Annotated in this window: 14 protein-coding genes; 5 read left to right on the top strand and 9 right to left on the bottom strand. The window is 63.7% G+C overall.

Translation table 11 applies throughout. The annotated features are described in order from the left end of the window. Positions 1–53: 53 nt before the first annotated feature. Positions 54–956 carry a LysR substrate-binding domain-containing protein gene (locus EN990_RS06995; protein ID WP_127369292.1) on the bottom strand — a complete coding sequence of 301 codons (903 nt, stop codon included), beginning with the start codon at positions 954–956 and terminating at the stop codon, positions 54–56. On the opposite strand from EN990_RS06995, the gene EN990_RS35750 reads away from it, so the two are divergent. From EN990_RS35750 to EN990_RS06980, 4 genes are read left to right on the top strand one after another with little or no spacing between them, the layout of a single operon-like run. After that, positions 906–1238 (top strand): hypothetical protein, encoded by a 333-nt coding sequence (locus EN990_RS35750; RefSeq protein WP_127366833.1) that lies wholly within the window; start codon positions 906–908, stop codon positions 1236–1238. The two genes, EN990_RS06995 and EN990_RS35750, sit on opposite strands and share 51 nt — an antisense overlap. Next, positions 1235–4165, top strand: coding sequence for a molybdopterin oxidoreductase family protein (locus tag EN990_RS06990; RefSeq protein WP_164753711.1), 2931 nt, complete (start codon positions 1235–1237; stop codon positions 4163–4165). The genes EN990_RS35750 and EN990_RS06990 overlap by 4 nt, the downstream gene beginning before the upstream one ends. Continuing rightward, positions 4162–4896 carry a 4Fe-4S dicluster domain-containing protein gene (locus EN990_RS06985; protein WP_127267783.1) on the top strand — a complete coding sequence of 245 codons (735 nt, stop codon included), beginning with the start codon at positions 4162–4164 and terminating at the stop codon, positions 4894–4896. Before EN990_RS06990 ends, EN990_RS06985 begins: the two co-directional genes overlap by 4 nt. Before the next feature lie 3 nt (positions 4897–4899). Beyond that, the gene (locus EN990_RS06980; RefSeq protein ID WP_127366794.1) at positions 4900–5835 is read left to right on the top strand and encodes a DmsC/YnfH family molybdoenzyme membrane anchor subunit; all 936 of its coding nucleotides are present in this window, start codon (positions 4900–4902) and stop codon (positions 5833–5835) included. A gap of 6 nt (positions 5836–5841) precedes the next feature. On the opposite strand, the gene pdeM is transcribed toward EN990_RS06980, so the two are convergent. The 5 genes from pdeM to EN990_RS06955 form a co-directional block, all read right to left on the bottom strand. Continuing rightward, a complete protein-coding gene (gene pdeM / locus EN990_RS06975; protein WP_127369385.1) occupies positions 5842–6558 on the bottom strand; it encodes a ligase-associated DNA damage response endonuclease PdeM in 717 nt (238 codons plus the stop codon). Then, positions 6555–9104: a ligase-associated DNA damage response DEXH box helicase gene (locus EN990_RS06970; RefSeq protein ID WP_127385074.1), complete on the bottom strand. Its 2550-nt coding sequence runs from the start codon at positions 9102–9104 to the stop codon at positions 6555–6557. The genes pdeM and EN990_RS06970 overlap by 4 nt, the downstream gene beginning before the upstream one ends. A gap of 200 nt (positions 9105–9304) precedes the next feature. Continuing rightward, the gene (locus EN990_RS06965; protein WP_164753715.1) at positions 9305–10165 is read right to left on the bottom strand and encodes an NlpC/P60 family protein; all 861 of its coding nucleotides are present in this window, start codon (positions 10163–10165) and stop codon (positions 9305–9307) included. A gap of 26 nt (positions 10166–10191) precedes the next feature. Next, complete coding sequence (locus EN990_RS06960) at positions 10192–10542, bottom strand: MarR family winged helix-turn-helix transcriptional regulator (RefSeq protein WP_013533675.1); 351 nt, start codon at positions 10540–10542, stop codon at positions 10192–10194. A gap of 72 nt (positions 10543–10614) precedes the next feature. Beyond that, complete coding sequence (locus EN990_RS06955) at positions 10615–11979, bottom strand: M17 family metallopeptidase (RefSeq protein ID WP_027161743.1); 1365 nt, start codon at positions 11977–11979, stop codon at positions 10615–10617. A 116-nt stretch (positions 11980–12095) separates the two neighbouring features. Between EN990_RS06955 and EN990_RS06950 the strand changes: the two genes are divergently transcribed. Beyond that, entirely contained in the window at positions 12096–12917 is an 822-nt protein-coding gene (locus EN990_RS06950) for a tetratricopeptide repeat protein (RefSeq protein ID WP_013533677.1), read from the top strand. A 90-nt stretch (positions 12918–13007) separates the two neighbouring features. On the opposite strand, the gene EN990_RS06945 is transcribed toward EN990_RS06950, so the two are convergent. Genes EN990_RS06945 through EN990_RS06935 form a run of 3 tightly spaced genes read right to left on the bottom strand, consistent with a single transcriptional unit; the run spans position 13008 to position 16582 of the window. Next, a complete protein-coding gene (locus EN990_RS06945) occupies positions 13008–14030 on the bottom strand; it encodes a type II secretion system F family protein (RefSeq protein WP_013533678.1) in 1023 nt (340 codons plus the stop codon). 9 nt (positions 14031–14039) lie between these two features. Then, a complete protein-coding gene (locus tag EN990_RS06940; protein ID WP_013533679.1) occupies positions 14040–15053 on the bottom strand; it encodes a type II secretion system F family protein in 1014 nt (337 codons plus the stop codon). A 29-nt stretch (positions 15054–15082) separates the two neighbouring features. Next, positions 15083–16582, bottom strand: coding sequence for a CpaF family protein (locus EN990_RS06935; protein WP_013533680.1), 1500 nt, complete (start codon positions 16580–16582; stop codon positions 15083–15085). Positions 16583–16624: the final 42 nt, after the last annotated feature.

The raw sequence follows: 16624 nt of genomic DNA, 5'->3' as shown, positions 1-16624 counted from the left end.
ATACAAAGTACCAAGACCTCCGAGCCAACGGCAAACCCGCAAACTCTGATACTCTAGCCCGCCGACGGGGCATCCGCCTTGCCGTCGAGATGCGCCTTAAGCGCCATCTGGGCCAGGCTTGCCTGGCGATCGCGATGGGTGATCATGGCGAAGTCGCGTTTCGGCAGTTCGAGCGGCACCGATCTCAGACTGCCTTCGGCCACGGCGCGAGCCGCGACAAGCTCGGAGATGATGGTGGCGCCGGCCCCCGCCTCGACCGCCTGGCGAATAGCTTCATTGCTCGGCAGCACCAGGAATATCTGGAGGTCGGCGAGCGAAATCCCTTCGTGGCGCGCCAGATCCTCCAGCACCTCGCGCGTACCCGAACCACCCTCGCGGATGATCCAGCGCAGGCACTTGATGTCAGGGCGGCCGGGCGCGACTTCGGGGATCTCCGGATGCGCGCTGGCAACCACCAGCATCAGCTTGTCGACGTCGACCTTGGTGCGGCGCAGGATATCGGACTCGGTGCGGCCTTCGACCAGGCCCAGATCCGCCGCGCCATCGAGGACATTGGCCTCGACCTGCCTGGTGTTGCCGATGGAGACGCTCAGCCTGACGGCCGGATAGGCTTCGTGGAAGGAAGCCAGCCGGCGCGGCAGCCAGTAGCTGGCGATGGTCTGGCTGGCGGCGATCGAGAGGCTGCCGGTGACGGTCTGCGAGACATGCTCCAGCACATTGCGGGCAGCGGCGGCCCGTTCGAGCACGGCCTTGGCCTCGGGCAGGAACCGATGGCCGGTCTGGGCAAGCTCGATGTTGCGGCCGACGCGGTTGAACAGGTGGACGCCGTGCTGTTCTTCAAGCGCCCGGATGGCCGCCGATGCCGCCGACTGCGAAATGCCCAGCAGTTCCGCCGCCTTGGTCATATGGCCGCGCTCGGCGACGGCGACGAAAATCCGCAACTGATCCAGGGTCATGTCCGTATTAAGAACCAATATCGATCGAATTTACAAGAACAACTGATTAGACAGATCGATAGCTTTATTCTAAGTTTTCCAGCGAAGTTAGAAAAAATTCGCCGAAAGATCGCAGAGAGCAGAATGATCGGGCGTTTCAGATCCCTGCTTGCGCATTGGATCCGCGGCATAAGACGGCGGCTTGCCGGTGATCGTTACCACCCGGAAGAGCATTACGTGCGCGGCCCCGGACCGAAGACGCGGGCCAAATCCATGCGCCGTACAGGCGCCACCGGATCATGATGCAGGGACCGCCGCGCGGCGCGAATTCGGCACCATCGCAACGCCCGCTTGCCGACACGCGAGCGCCCGATGAAGGCGACGGCGTCGACACCTCGCCTGCCGTTTCCGACAGCATCGCCAAGACGACCTGCTACATGTGCGCCTGCCGCTGCGGAATCGATGTACACATCAAGGATGGCAAGGTCCGCTACATCAACGGCAACAAGGACCACCCGGTCAATCGCGGCGTGATCTGCGGCAAGGGCAGCTCCGGCATCATGCAGCATTACAGCCCGGCAAGGCTGAAGAAGCCATTGCTGCGCGCCGGCCCGCGCGGCTCCGGCGAGTTCCGCGAGATCGAGTGGGAAGAGGCGCTCTCGATCGCTACGGAACGGCTGTCGAACATCCGCCGGACCGACCCCAGGAAACTCGCCTTCTTCACCGGCCGCGACCAGTCGCAGTCGCTGACCGGCTGGTGGGCGAGCCAGTTCGGTACGCCGAACTTCGCCGCCCATGGCGGCTTCTGTTCGGTCAACATGGCGGCCGGCGGCCTCTATACGGTCGGCGGTTCGTTCTGGGAGTTCGGCGAGCCCGACTGGGACAACACCCGGTATTTCATGCTGTTCGGTGTCGCCGAGGATCACGATTCCAACCCGATCAAGATCGGTCTCGGCAAGCTCAAGGCGCGCGGCGCCAAGGTCGTCTCGATCAATCCGTGCCGCACCGGCTACAATGCCATTGCCGATGACTGGATCGGCATCCGGCCCGGAACAGACGGCCTGTTCGTGTTCGCCCTAATCCACGAATTGCTCAAGGCGGGCCGCGTCGATCTCGAGTATCTGCTGCGCTACACCAATGCCCATTCGCTCGTCATCCAGGAGCCGGGTGCTGCCGATGACGGGCTGTTCGTGCGCGATGCCGACGGCAATCCGCTGGCTTGGGACAGGATGGCGAAGACACCGGTCAGCGCCGCCGATGCCGGTGCGAAACCGGCGCTGACCGGCAGCTTCACGATCGGCGGGCGCCGCTGCGTCCCGGTGTTCCAGCTGATCGCCGACCGCTACCTCGATGAGAGTTACGCACCGGACTCGGTCGCCGAGCGCTGCGGCATTGCCGCCGACACGATCCGCAGGATCGCCGCCGAACTCGCCCATGTCGCCTTCGAACAGACGATCGAATTGCCGATCGCCTGGACCGACTGGGCCGGGCGCCGCCACGAGACGATCAAGGGGCGGCCTGTCTCGATGCACGCCATGCGCGGCATCTCGGCCCATTCGAACGGTTTTCACACCTGCCGCGCCATCCATCTCCTTCAGGTGCTGTTGGGCACGGTGGATGTCCCCGGCGGCTTCCGCTTCAAGCCGCCCTACCCTCGATCCGCGCCGCCCGGACCGAAGCCGGCGGGCAAGACCGTCAAGCCGATGACGCCGCTCGACGGCATGCCGCTCGGCTTCGTCTGCGGGCCGGACGATTTGCTGGTCGACGAGGCCGGCACGCCGCTTCGCATCGACAAGGCCTATTCGTGGGACGCGCCGCTGGCCGCGCACGGCCTGATGCACACCGTCATCCGCAACGCCTGGGCAGGCGATCCCTACAAGATCGACACGCTGATGATGTACATGTCGAACATGGCGTGGAATTCCTCGATGAACACCGTCGAGACCATGGCGATGCTGACCGACAGCGACGAAGCGGGCAACTACAAGATCCCTTTCATCATCTATTCCGACGCCTATTATTCCGAGACCGTGCCGTTCGCCGATCTGGTGCTGCCGGACACGACCTATCTCGAGCGCCACGACTGCATCAGCCTGCTCGACCGGCCGATCAGTCATGCCGACGGACCGGGCGACGCCATCCGCCATCCCGTCATCGAGCCCGACCGCGACGTCCGGCCGTTCCAGTCGGTGCTGATCGAACTCGGCGCCCGGCTCGGCCTGCCTGGTTTCGTCGATGAGGACGGCTCGGCCAGATACCGCGACTATGCCGACTACATCGTCAACCATGAGCGCACGCCCGGCATCGGCCCGCTCGCCGGCTGGCGCGGCAAGGATGGGACCTCGACCGGCAGGGGTGAGGCCAACCCGGACCAGTTGCAGCGCTACATCGACAATGGCGGCTTCTGGCATCATGATTTCGCGGACGACCAGCGCTATTACAAGATGGCCAACCGCTCCTATCTCGACTTCGCAGTGCAGATGGGTTTTATCCCGAAAGCCGAACCGATCGTTTTCCAGCTCTACTCGGAGCCGATGCAGCGCTTCAGGCTTGCCGCGCGTGGCCATGGCCGTGTGGTGCCGCCGAAAGGCGATCGCCAGCGCATCGAGACCTACATGGACCCGCTGCCGTTCTGGCACATGCCCTTCGAGGAAGCGGTCGTCGACCTCGAAAAATATCCGCTGCATGCGCTGACGCAGCGGCCGATGCACATGTACCATTCCTGGGGTTCGCAGAATGCGTGGCTGCGGCAGATCACCAGCCAGAACCGGCTGTTCGTGCATCACCGGACGGCAGCCGGTCTCGGCCTTGTCGATGACGACTGGGTGTGGATCGAAAGCATCAACGGCAGAGTGAAGGGGCAGATCAAGCTGATCGACGGGGTGAACGAAAGCACGGTCTGGACCTGGAACGCCATCGGCAAAAGGCGCGGCAGTTGGGGGCTGAAGGACGACGCGGCCGAGAGCAACCGCGGCTTCCTGCTCAACCATATCATCGGCGACCAGACCTCGGCCGACGCTCAGGGCAAACGCTATTCGAATTCCGATCCGGTGACGGGCCAGGCTGCGTGGTTCGACCTGCGCGTGCGCATCGTCAAATGCGCAGCCGAAGAAGCCGGGTTCACCGAGCCGCAGTTCCAGCGTTTCCTGCAGCCGCCGCATTTCGAACCCTCGCCCGACAGACTGATTTTCGGCGCCGAATTCCGCAGGGCGAGAGAGGCGACCAAATGACCTGTCTGCCAAGTCAAAGCGACAAGAAACTCGGCCTCGTGATCGACCTCGATACCTGCGTCGGCTGCCAGGCCTGTGTCACCGCCTGCAAGGAATGGAACACCGGCGGCCACATGGCGCCGCTGACCGACATCGATCCCTATGGCGGCCATGTCGACGGCGTCTGGTTCAACCGCGTGCACGCTTATGAGCACACCACCGAGATGGGCGGACGGACGGTGAACTTCCCGCGCTCCTGCCTGCATTGCGAGACGCCGGCCTGCGTCACCGTCTGCCCGACCGGCGCCTCCTACAAGCGGGCTTCGGACGGCATCGTGCTGATCGACGAGGACAAGTGCATCGGCTGCAAATTGTGCAGTTGGGCCTGTCCTTATGGAGCACGCGAATTCGACACCGATGTCGGGGTGATGAAGAAATGCACACTGTGTGTCGACCGCATCTACAATGACAATCTGGCCGAAGAAGACCGCGTGCCGGCCTGCGTCGCCGCCTGCCCGACCAGCGCCCGGCATTTCGGCGATCTCGGCGATCCCCTGTCGGCTGTCTCGCAACTGGTGGCGGAGCGCGGTGGTGTCGACCTGATGCCTGAGCTCGGCTATCGCCCGACCAACAAATATTTGCCGCCACGCGCCCACACCGCGCGCGCCGCATCGGTGGCCGCGCCGGCATTGGAACCGGTGCGGGCCGAAGGCGGTTTCCTCGGCTGGGTCGACCGCATGCTTTCGAACTGACCCATGCATCCAGCCTTCTCCGTCGTCTTCTTCACCACTGCCACCGGCGCGGGCTACGGCCTGCTCGCGCTGCTGGGCACGCTCGGAGGCTTCCAGATCATCCCACCCGATTTCTGGCTGGGCTTTATCGGCATGGGGCTGGCGCTCGGCCTGATCGTGGCCGGCCTGTTGTCCTCGACGGGTCATCTCGGCCGCCCCGAACGCGCCTGGCGGGCGTTCTCACAATGGCGCAGTTCATGGCTGTCGCGCGAAGGTGTTGCCTCGGTCATCACCTTCATTCCGGCGGGACTGTTCGGCATCGGTTGGATATTCTTCGGCAAGACCGATGGCTGGGTCGGCATCGCCGGATCTCTGGCCGCCATCGGCGCAATCATCACCATCTGCACCACCGGCATGATCTATGCGTCGCTGAAACCGATCGCCCAGTGGCACAGCCGCTTCACCCTGCCCGGCTATCTCATCTTTTCGGCGATGACCGGCAGCGTGCTGTTGAACGCACTGCTGCAGGGCTTTGCGCTTGGTTCGAAGGTGCAGCTGGCGGCTTGCCTGCTGCTGACCTTGACCGGCTGGGGCTGGAAGCTCGCGACCTGGCGCTACAATGACCGGCTGGAGATTCCGACCACCGCCAACACCGCGACCGGGCTGGCGGGAGGTACGGTGCGGTCGCTGGAATGGCCGCATACCGAAGAGAATTACCTGCTCAAGGAAATGGGTTTCCGCATCGCGCGCAAGCATGGCGCGCGGCTGCGCCAGATCACGCAGCTTCTGGCCTTCGCGTTGCCCTTGGGGCTGCTCGCCATTGTGTTCGCCCTGCCCTGGCCGCCGGCAGCGTTGCTGTCGGTACTCGCTGCTGCAATCCAGTTCGCCGGCATGCTGGTCGAGCGCTGGCTGTTCTTTGCAGAGGCGAAGCACACGGTTACGCTCTACTACGGCAGGTAGGGCTGTTTAGCCCGGCCGCAGCATCGAGCCGGAAATGGCAAAGATGCGTTGGGCGCCCAGCATATAGGCCATCAGCGTATCCAGCCGGAACAGCCCGGCATAGGCGCGATCGAGCACGTTGAGCGAGCCTGTATAGGCACCGAAGGCCGGCATGATCATGCGGCCGCCGTCGCCGGCAAAGCAGCGGCGCCGCACCGAGCGGCCCTGCTGGACGATGCGGGCGCAGGGATGCAGATGGCCCGCTATTTCGCCTTCGACACGCTGCTTCGATGGCTCATGCCGGAACAGCAGCGAGCCTATAGCAAGTTCACGCACCGTCTCGCCAGGCAGGTCGGCTGGCGCTTCCGGGTCATGATTGCCGGCGACCCAGAACCATTGCCGGCCTGATATCAGCCCTTCCAGCCGCTCTCGGAAACTTGCATGCATGCGTTGGGCGCCGCCGCCATCGTGAAAGCTGTCGCCCAGGCTGATGACGATCGACGGCTGGTAGTCAGCGATGACGGCCTGCAATCGCAGCAAGGTCGCGCCGGTGTCATAGGGCGGAATCAGCGTGCCGCGGCGTGCCAGCGACGAGCCCTTTTCCAGATGCAGGTCGGACACGGCCAGAAGCCGCAGATCCGGAAAATAAAGCACGCCGCGCGGGTCGCAGACGGCGCGTTCGCCTGATATGCCGACAAGATCGGCCTCGGCGATCAGCGATGTGCGCGCCAGCGAAAAATTCATTCCTCGACCATCTCCGGCCCCATGGCCTCTGCGACCAGCGACGCCGCATCCATCAGCAATGTCTCATCGGCTTCGCCGTTCACCGGCATCTTGCCGATCTCGAGCATGATCGGCACGGCGAGCGGCGATATCTGTTCGAGTGCCTTATGCACGATTCGACCCTGGATGCGCGAGAGCATGTCGGCAAGTCTGCTGACATCGAGCAGGCCGGCCGCCGCATCGGCACGCGTCGCCTGCAGCAGGATGTGGTCCGGTTCATGGCTGCGCAGCACGTCATAGATCAGGTCGGTCGAGACCGTGACCTGGCGGCCGCTCTTCTCCTGGCCAGGGTGGCGTTTCTCGATCAATCCGGAAATCAGAGCGCAGTTGCGGAAGGTGCGCTTGAGAAGCCAGCTGTCGGCAAGCCAGGCTTCGAGGTCGTCGCCCAGCATGTCCTGGTCGAAAAGTGCGCTCAGCGAAGGCTTCCTGGCTTTGAACATCGCGCCCATGTCGCCCAGTGACCATATAGCCAGCGCATAATCGGTGGCGACGAAGCCGAGCGGCCTGGCTCCTGCCCTGTCGAGGCGGCGGGTGAGCAGCATGCCGAGCGTCTGGTGCGCCAGCCTGCCCTCGAACGGGTAAGCCACCAGATAGTGGCGGTTGCCTCGTGGAAAGGTCTCGATCAGCAGGTCGTCGCGCTTGGGCAGCACCGATTTGTCGGCCTGGAAGCGCAGCCAGTCGGCGACCTGCTCGGGCAGCTTTTTCCATCGCTGCGGGTCATCGAGCATGATGCGGACCTGTTCGGCGAGATAGGTCGAAAGCGGAAACTTGCCGCCTCCATAATAGGGCACCTTGGCATCGCTGCCCGGCGCGTTCGACACGAAGCATTCATTCTCGCGGATGCCCTCGAAGCGCAGCACCTTGCCGGCGAACATGAACGTGTCGCCATGCGTCAACGTTTCGAGGAAGGCCTCCTCGATCTTGCCGAGGACCCGGCCGCCACGCGAAGCCGCGCCTTTGCTGCCGGCCTGCACATATCGAACATTCAGCGCCGGCACCTCGATGATGGTGCCGACATTCAGCCTGTATTGCTGGGCGACGCGCGGATTGGACACCCGCCACAACCCGTCCTTGTTCAAACGGATGCGGGCGTAGCGTTCGTAATTCTTGAGCGCATAGCCGCCGGTGGCAACGAAATCGATGACGCGGTCGAATGTCGGCCGGTCGAGGCTGACATAGGGTGCTGCCGTTCGCACCTCCTCGTACAGGTCATCGGCACGGAACGGCGCGCCGCAGGCGCAGCCGAGCACATGCTGGGCCAGCACATCGAGCCCGCCATTGATCAACGGAGGCGTGTCCTGCGCGCCTAAATAGTTGGCGTCGAGGGCGGCCCGGCATTCCAGCACCTCAAAGCGGTTGGCGGGGATGAGGATCGCCTTGGACGGCTCGTCCATGCGGTGATTGGCACGGCCGATGCGCTGTGCCAGCCGGCTCGCCCCCTTTGGCGCGCCGACATGCACGACCAGATCGACATCGCCCCAGTCGATGCCGAGATCGAGCGTCGAGGTGGCGACGATGGCGCGCAGCGCGTTTTCGCCCATCGCCTTCTCGACCCGCCGGCGCTGGGCGACGTCGAGCGAGCCGTGATGCAGCGCGATCGGCAGGGTGTCCTCGTTGACCCGCCACAATTCCTGGAAAAGCAGCTCCGCCTGGCTGCGGGTGTTGACGAACAGCAGTGTCGTCTTGTGGCGTTTGATCTCGCGATAGATTTCCGGCGTGGCGTAGCGCGCCGAATGTCCCGCCCATGGCACGCGCTCTTCGGAGTCGAGGATGGAAATCTCCGGTTTCGCACCCCCGGTGACGACGATCAGTTCGGCCATGTCATGGCCTGTCGAACCCTTGGGTGGATTCTGGCTGACCAGCCAGCGCCGCAACTCGTCCGGTTCGGCCACCGTCGCCGATAGCCCGATGGTTTGCAGACCAGGGACAAAGCTGCGCAACCGTGCCAGGCCGAGCGCCAGCAGATGCCCGCGTTTCGATGTCACCAGCGAATGCAGCTCGTCGAGCACGACGTAGCGCAGATCTTCGAAGAAGCGTCTGGCATCGCCGGCCGCAATCAGCAGCGCCAGTTGTTCGGGTGTGGTCAGCAGGATATCGGGCGGCACCAGTTTCTGGCGCTGGCGCTTGTGCGCCGGCGTGTCGCCGGTGCGCGTCTCGATGGTGACGGGCAGCCCGATCTCTTCCACCGGCTTGCCGAGATTACGCTCGATATCGACGGCAAGCGCCTTCAACGGCGAGATGTAGAGCGTGTGGATACCGCGCTGCGCCTGGCCCGGCTTTCTCTTTGGCCGGTTGGCCAGTTCGGTCAGCGAAGGCAGGAAGCCGGCCAGCGTCTTGCCGGCGCCGGTCGGCGCGATCAGCAGTACCGACTGACCGGCCTGGGCCTTCGCCAGAAGTTCGATCTGATGGGCGCGCGGCGACCAGCCTTTCTCGCCAAACCATCTGAGGAATGGTTCGGGCAGGGCCACGGCGGCATTCTGTTCGGCAAGGCGCGGCTCAACTGTCACCCGCCAGAGGTAGCGCGACGGCGCGCGAACGCCAAGGAAAATCGGAACAAAAGGTGATCGAGGTGAGCTTTCCTCGCCCCAGTACGGGGAGAGGATGCCGGCAGGCAGGTGGGGGGCGGCGCGAACCTCTCAATGCTGGCGCTGTCCCTCATCCGCCCTTCGGGCACCTTCTCCCCGTGAACGGGGCGAAGGAAGAAAGGCTACGGCCTCCTGAACCCTGTCGGGCCACCATAGAGATAACCGATGCGATCAACCGCATCCTTCAGGCCTTCGCGCGACACCAGCATGGTGTGGCCGTTGGCGTGGATCATCGTGTCGGCATCGGTCATCACGGCGACATGGCCCTTCCAGAACACCAGATCGCCGCGTCGCAAGCCGGAGAAATCAGGTCCCGGTTCCAGCGGCTCGCCAAGGGCCGCAGCCTGCATGTCGGAATCGCGCAGCACGTCTCTGCCGGCCATGCGCATCGCCAGTTGCACCAGCCCCGAACAGTCGATGCCGAAACCGGAAGTGCCACCCCAGAGATAGGGTGTTCCTAGAAACGCCTCGGCAACCGCGACATAGTCGGAGGCAGCTTCACTGAGCGGCCGCAGGTGACCTGCGATCAGCGCCTCGCCGGACGGCAGGACCGCATAGTGCGTACCGCGCGTCTCGGCCGCCTCCGTCACCGTCACCGTCGATCCCATCGACAATTGTCCGGCGATCGGAAAGCGCAGATCCGGCGCGGGATAGAGGAAGGTGCGCGGCACGCAGACGATGTGCGTCGGCGTATGGTCCCGTTTGCCCAGCATCGTGTCGGCGACATAGCCGACATAGCCGTCGCGTTCGGCCTGGACCCAGGCCCAGCCTTCGGCGACATCGAAGACCAGGACATCGTCGCCGAACAGGGCTTGCGTGTTGACGCCGGCATCCGCCCGCGGCGCCTTGCGCATATCGGCCACTGACGCGATGACCCGCGCCGGCCGGCCGGCGACGAAGCGGTCAGCGGCGACCTCACCCTTCAGCCGTGCATCGGCAAGGTCGGAGCGAAAAGCGTGAAGGCGGGCATCCCTGGCAGTCAAATCGAGCACTCTGTTGAAAAGGTCGCTCACATCGGCAGTTCGAGCGCCTTGGCGATGATACCATCGCCGAAGCGCTCGACAAAGAGCGCGCCCTCGACCGTGCGCCTGATCAGAACATTGCGCTTGTCGAGCTCGTCGCGATGGCGCGAGACGAGTTTCAAAGCGCCCATCGTGTCAAGGGCGCGGGTGATCACCGGCTTGGTGACATTGAGCCGGGCGGCGAGCCCGCGCACGGTGTGCGGCGGCGGATCGAGATAGATGGTGAACAGGATTGCCGTCTGGCGCATGGTCAGATCGGGCGCGTCGTCGCGCACCTGCGACAGCATCACCTGCTGCCACAGTCGCAAGGCCTGGCTCGGGCGCATCGCAATCGACATCGCGCCAGCATGACGGCAAATTGTTTCGGTTCCGTTTCAGTCAAAGCGATTGCCGTCTTTCGCCTGCGACTGTCAGCCATAGCGTTTCGCGATGATCCGCTCCAGCGCGCGGATGCCCTGTGCCTCGCCGCCGGCGGGGCCATGCGGACGATCAGCCGGATTCCAGGCGAAGATGTCGAAATGCGCCCAGCCCGCGGTTTTTTCGACGAAGCGCTTCAGGAACAACGCCGCTGTGATCGAGCCTGCGAAACCGTCCGTGGTGACATTGTTGATGTCGGCGATCTTCGACGACAGTTTTGCATCGTAGGGCCGCCACAGTGGCATGCGCCACAGCGGATCCTCCGTCGCGACGGAAGCCTCCGCCAGATCGGATGCCAGCGTTTCGTCGCCGGTGTAGAACGGTGGCAGATCGGGGCCGAGCGCCACACGGGCAGCCCCGGTCAGCGTCGCCATGTCGACCAGAAGCTGCGGCTCCTCCTCGTCGGCCAGCGCCAGCGCGTCGGCCAGCACCAGCCGTCCCTCGGCATCCGTGTTGCCGATCTCGACAGTGATGCCCTTGCGGCTCACCAGCACGTCGCCAGGCCGGAAGGCGTTGCCGGCAATCGAATTCTCGACCGCGGGAATGAGCACGCGCAGCCGCACATTCAGCCCGGCAGCCATGATCATCGAGGCGAGGCCAAGCACATTGGCGGCACCGCCCATGTCCTTCTTCATCAGCAGCATGCCGGACGATGGCTTGATGTCGAGACCGCCTGTGTCGAAGCAGACGCCCTTGCCGACCAGCGTCACCTTCGGTGCGTCTTGCTGCCCCCATCGCATGTCGATCAAGCGCGGTGCGCTGGTCGACGCACGGCCGACCGCATGGATCATCGGGAAGTTCCGGTCGAGGAGATCGTCACCCTTGATCACCGAGACTTCGGCCTTGTGCCTGGCGGCCAGGGTCCGCACCGCCTGCTCCAAATCTTCCGGACCCATATCGCTGGTCGGCGTGTTGACCAGATCGCGTGTCAGGAAGACGCCATCGACAATGCGGCGAACGCGCCCGGCATCGACGTCGGCCGGCAGGCCGAAGCGCAGCGCCCTGCCTGGCTTCTTGCCGTAGCGAGTAAAGACATAACCGCCGAGCAGCAGCGCGATCGCCGCGAGTTCGGCCTCGGCCGGCGCCAAGGCGAAATGCCAGTCGCCTTCCGGCAAGGCTTTCGACAATGCGCCGAGGGCAAGCGCGCCTTCGCCATCGCCGATACCGAACAAGGCGCCGCCGAGCGCCCCGTTTTCGCCGGGCACGACCAGTGTCCTGCCTGCCTCGCCGGAAAAGCCGTTGGCCCTGGCCCAGGCGATGGCGGCCGGCGCAAGACCGGCCGCGTCCAGACCGTCCCTGGCGACCAGATGGACCGGCAACGCGCCCGGCAATGTCTTCCCGACGAGTTCGACAGGCATGCGATGTTCTCCGTGTGAGTCGCCGTTCTTAACCGTCCGTTAGGGTTAACAGAATATTTCTGCGAGAGGGAAGACGGCCACGCAATGGCCGCGCATGAATGGAGGCTTAGGGTGCCATGCCGACCAACCGCAGGATCAATATCAGGGGAAAACGGCTCATCACCATGGCTCTTGTGCTGGCGCTGACGGCGGGCGTCGCCGGTTGCGGAACCGACAAGCTCTCCACCGGCTCTATCGCACGCACCAGCGGCAAACCGCTTGAAAGCATGTCGGCCGGCGAACTGCACAATGCCACCGGCGCACTTGGCCAATCCTACGCGAAGAACCCCAACGACAAGCGGATAGCGACGAACTATGCGGCGGCGTTGCAGATGGATGGCGACGCCGACCAGTCGCTGGCCGTGATGCGCAAACTCGCCATCGCTTTGCCCAAGGATCGTGACGTGCTTGCCTCCTACGGCAAGGCGCTGGCCGCCAATGGCCAGTTCGAGGCGGCGCTCGACGCCGTGCGCCGCGCTCAGACACCGGAATATCCCGACTGGAGGCTGGTGTCGGCGGAAGCGGCCATTCTCGACCAGACCGGCCAGAAGGACGATGCGCGCCAGCTTTACCGCAAGGCGCTCGACCTCAAGCCGAACGAGCCTTCCGTGCTCTCCAATCTTGGCATGTCGTATGTGCTGGAAGGTGATCTGCGCACCGCCGAAACCTATATGCGCTCGGCCGCGCAACAGCCGAATGCGGACAGCCGGGTCCGCCAGAACCTGGCGCTGGTCGTCGGCCTGCAAGGCCGGTTCGACGAGGCCGAGAAGATCGCCTCACAGGAACTGTCGCCCGAACAGGCGCAGGCAAATGTCGCCTATCTCAGGCAGATGCTGGCCCAACAGAACGCCTGGAGCCAGCTCAAGGACCAGGACAAGCCGAAATCCGCAACCAACTGAGACCACAATTCCGATGCCCCAACGAAGAGGCCGCGCTGCATGCAGCGCGGCCTCTTCGTTTGAAGTGTACTGCAGGAATTTGCCTTGCCGCTACTGGGCGTTTGTTGCCGGCGCCGCATGATCGCCGAAGATACCGCGTTGGCTGACCTGAATGCCGGCGGGACCCAGGATGATGGCGAAAAGCACGGGCAGGAAAAACAGGATCATCGGCACGGTAAGTTTTGGCGGCAGGGCGGCCGCCTTCTTCTCGGCCGCATTCATGCGCATGTCGCGGCTTTCGGCGGCAAGCACGCGCAGTGCATGCGCCACCGGCGTGCCGTAACGCTCGGCCTGGACGAGCGCCTGCGACACCGACTTGACCGAATCCAGGCCGGTGCGGCTTGCCAGGTTCTCGTAGGCCTGCTTGCGCTCCGGCAGATAGGAAAGCTCGGCATTGGTGAGGATGAACTCTTCCGCCAGCGCCACCGATTGCGCGCCGATCTCGTCGGCGACCTTGCGCAATGCTGCTTCCACCGACATGCCCGATTCGACGCAGATCAGCATCAGATCGAGCCCATCCGGCCATGCCATCTGGATCGACTGCTTGCGCTTGGTGGCGCGGTTGTTGACGTAGATGACCGGCGCGTAAAAGCCGCCGTAAGCAACGAGGATGCAGACGAACAGCCTGATGACCAATGGCTTGTCGGGCAGTCCTCCGAGCACGAAAATGTAGATTGCGGCCAGCGCGAAACCGACAAAAGGAAGCACGAGACGGAAGAAAAGAAACCGCGTCAGCGGATTCTGTCCACGAAAACCGGCCACCTTGAGTTTCTGCAAGGTGCCTTCATCGGCGAGCGCGCGTCTCAGATCCAGCCGGTCGACGATGTTGCGCATGCCGATCGACTGTTCCTCACGCAAGCCCTTGCGACGGCGGTCGGCCTCGACCGCAAGCCGGGCGCGCTGTTGCGCACGCAGTTCGTCGCGCTCCAGCGCAACGGATTTCATGCGTGACTTGAGCTGGTTTCCGCCAAACGCCGGCAGCAAGGTGAAGACGGTCGCAAACACCGCTATCGCGACCAGCATCGCGATCAGGAAGCTCGGATCCGTCAGGGTCTTGATGACTTGCTCGGTCATGCCAGCATCCTAGACTTCGAAGTTCATCATCTTGCGCATCACCAGGATGCCGATCGACATCCAGACCGCAGAGCAACCAAGGATCAGGTTTCCGACGCTGGTGTTGAACAGCGGCATCAGGTAGGCCGGGCTCGACAGGTAGACGAGAAAGGCGACGATGAAGGGCAGCGCCCCGATGATCGCGGCGGATGCCTTCGCTTCCATCGACAGCGCCGCGACCTTGGCTTTCATCTTCTTGCGATCGCGAAGCACGCGCGAAAGATTGCCCAGCGCCTCGGAGAGATTGCCGCCGGCTTGCGATTGAATCTGGATAACGATGCCGAAGAAGCTTGCCTCGGTGCAAGGCATGGTTTCGGGCATGCGCAAGGTCGCGTCGGGGATAGAGAGGCCCATCTGCTGTGAATCGACGATGCGGCGAAACTCGGTCTTCACGGGTTCGGGCGATTCGTTGGCGATCAGGCGCACGGCATCGTTCAGCGGCAGGCCGGATTTGACCGCGCGCACGATGATGTCGAGCGCGTTTGGAAATTCGTTGAGGAATGCCTTGACCCGGCGGGCGCGGCGAAACGTGACGAACCAGCGCGGCAGGCCCAGCCCCCCGGCCAGCAGCACGCCCGGCAAGGCGATCAGCGGGGCTCCGGCCACGAAAGCGGCCATCGTCAAAACGATACCGCATATTGCGGAATATATATAGAAACGCTCGATGGTGGTCTTGAGGCCGGCCTGACGAAGCTGGGCTTTCAGCGGCGGCTTCTTGACGCGGCTGTCCTTGGTTTTCTGCTTGGCGTCGAGTTCGTTGAGAGAATCCTGAACCGATTTGCGCCGCTTGGCGGCTTCCGCCACGCGGTCGCGCGAGGCCTTGACGACGGAGCGATCCGTCTCGGCGGTCCTGATTGTTTCGAGCCGCTTGCCGACCTGTTTCTCGTTGCTGATCCGGGTGAACAGAAATGCATAAGCGACGGCGCCGGCGCTGAAGCCGGCGAGCACGACAAACGCCAGTACTGTGCCGTCAATTCCAAACATTGGCCCGAACCCTTACACCCCAGCAGACGTCAGTCAGCGCGTTTCTCCATCGCCTCGAGCGCAATGGCGAGACGCTGCTCCTCGCCGTAATAGCGTGCACGCTCCCAGAAATGCGGACGGCCGATGCCGGTCGATACGTGCTCACCCAACAGCCGGCCGTTGGCGTCCTCACCCTTGATGTTGTAGAGGACGATATCCTGCGTGATGATGACGTCGCCTTCCATCCCGATCACCTCGGTGATGTGGGTGATGCGGCGCGATCCGTCGCGCAGGCGCGCTGCCTGGATGATCACGTCGATGGAACCGACGACGATTTCGCGCACTGTCTTCTGCGGCAGCGAATAACCGCCCATGGCAATCATGGATTCGATGCGGTTCAGGCATTCGCGCGGGCTGTTCGAGTGGATCGTGCCCATCGAGCCGTCATGGCCGGTGTTCATCGCCTGCAGAAGATCGAACACTTCGGGTCCGCGCACTTCGCCGACGATGATGCGCTCGGGCCGCATGCGCAGGCAGTTCTTGACCAGGTCGCGCATCGTCACCTCACCCTCGCCCTCCAGATTGGGCGGGCGGGTTTCGAGGCGCACCACATGCGGCTGCTGCAATTGCAGCTCGGCCGAGTCTTCGCAGGTGATGACGCGCTCCTCGCGGTCGATATAGTTGGTCAGGCAATTGAGCAGCGTGGTCTTGCCCGAACCGGTACCGCCCGAGATCACGATGTTGCAGCGAACACGGCTGATGATCTTGAGAACTTCGGCGCCCTGCGGCGAGATGGCGCCGAACTTGACCAGTTGGTCGAGCGTCAGCTTGTCCTTCTTGAATTTGCGGATGGTGAGCGTGGCGCCATCGATGGAGAGCGGCGGCGCGATGACGTTGACGCGGGAGCCATCGGGGAGGCGCGCGTCGCAGATCGGGCTGGATTCGTCGACGCGGCGGCCAACCTGGCTGACGATGCGCTGGCAGATGTTGAGGAGCTGCTGGTTGTCACGAAAGCGGATGCCGGTCTGTTCGACCTTGCCGTTGACCTCGATGTAGACGTTCCTGGAGCCGTTGACCATGATGTCGGCGATGTCGTCGCGGGCGAGCAGCGGCTCGAGCGGCCCATAGCCGAGCACGTCGTTGCAGATGTCCTCGAGCAGCTCTTCCTGCTCGGCGATCGTCATTGCGAAGTTCTTGATCGCGATGATGTCGTTGACGATATCGCGGATTTCCTCGCGCGCACTTTCAGGATCAAGCTTGGAAAGCTGCGACAGATCTATGGTGTCGATGAGTGCGGAGAAGACCTGGCTCTTGGTATCGTAATAGGTTTCGCTTTTTTCGCGCTGTGCCCGCTTCGGCTCAGGCGCCAATGGCGGTGCCTCGACCGCACGGCGCGCCGGCGGCGCGACAGGCGCGCTTGGCGCCGCGGGCCGTGTCAGAACCGCCGTGTCCACGGAACCTGCAGCCGGCGGCGCAACAGGCGCCGGTGCTGGCTGGCGAAATTCCGGCGTGAACCGGTTGCCGTCGTCGCTGCCTCTTTTACCAAACATGATCGACTACCGATTCCACTGCTGAAGCGTCACTTCTTGTTG

This window comes from Mesorhizobium sp. M7A.F.Ca.US.005.03.1.1 (assembly GCF_003997975.1).
GTDB classification, from domain to species: Bacteria; Pseudomonadota; Alphaproteobacteria; order Rhizobiales; family Rhizobiaceae; genus Mesorhizobium; species Mesorhizobium ciceri.
This window is presented reverse-complemented; position numbering and strand designations above follow the sequence as displayed.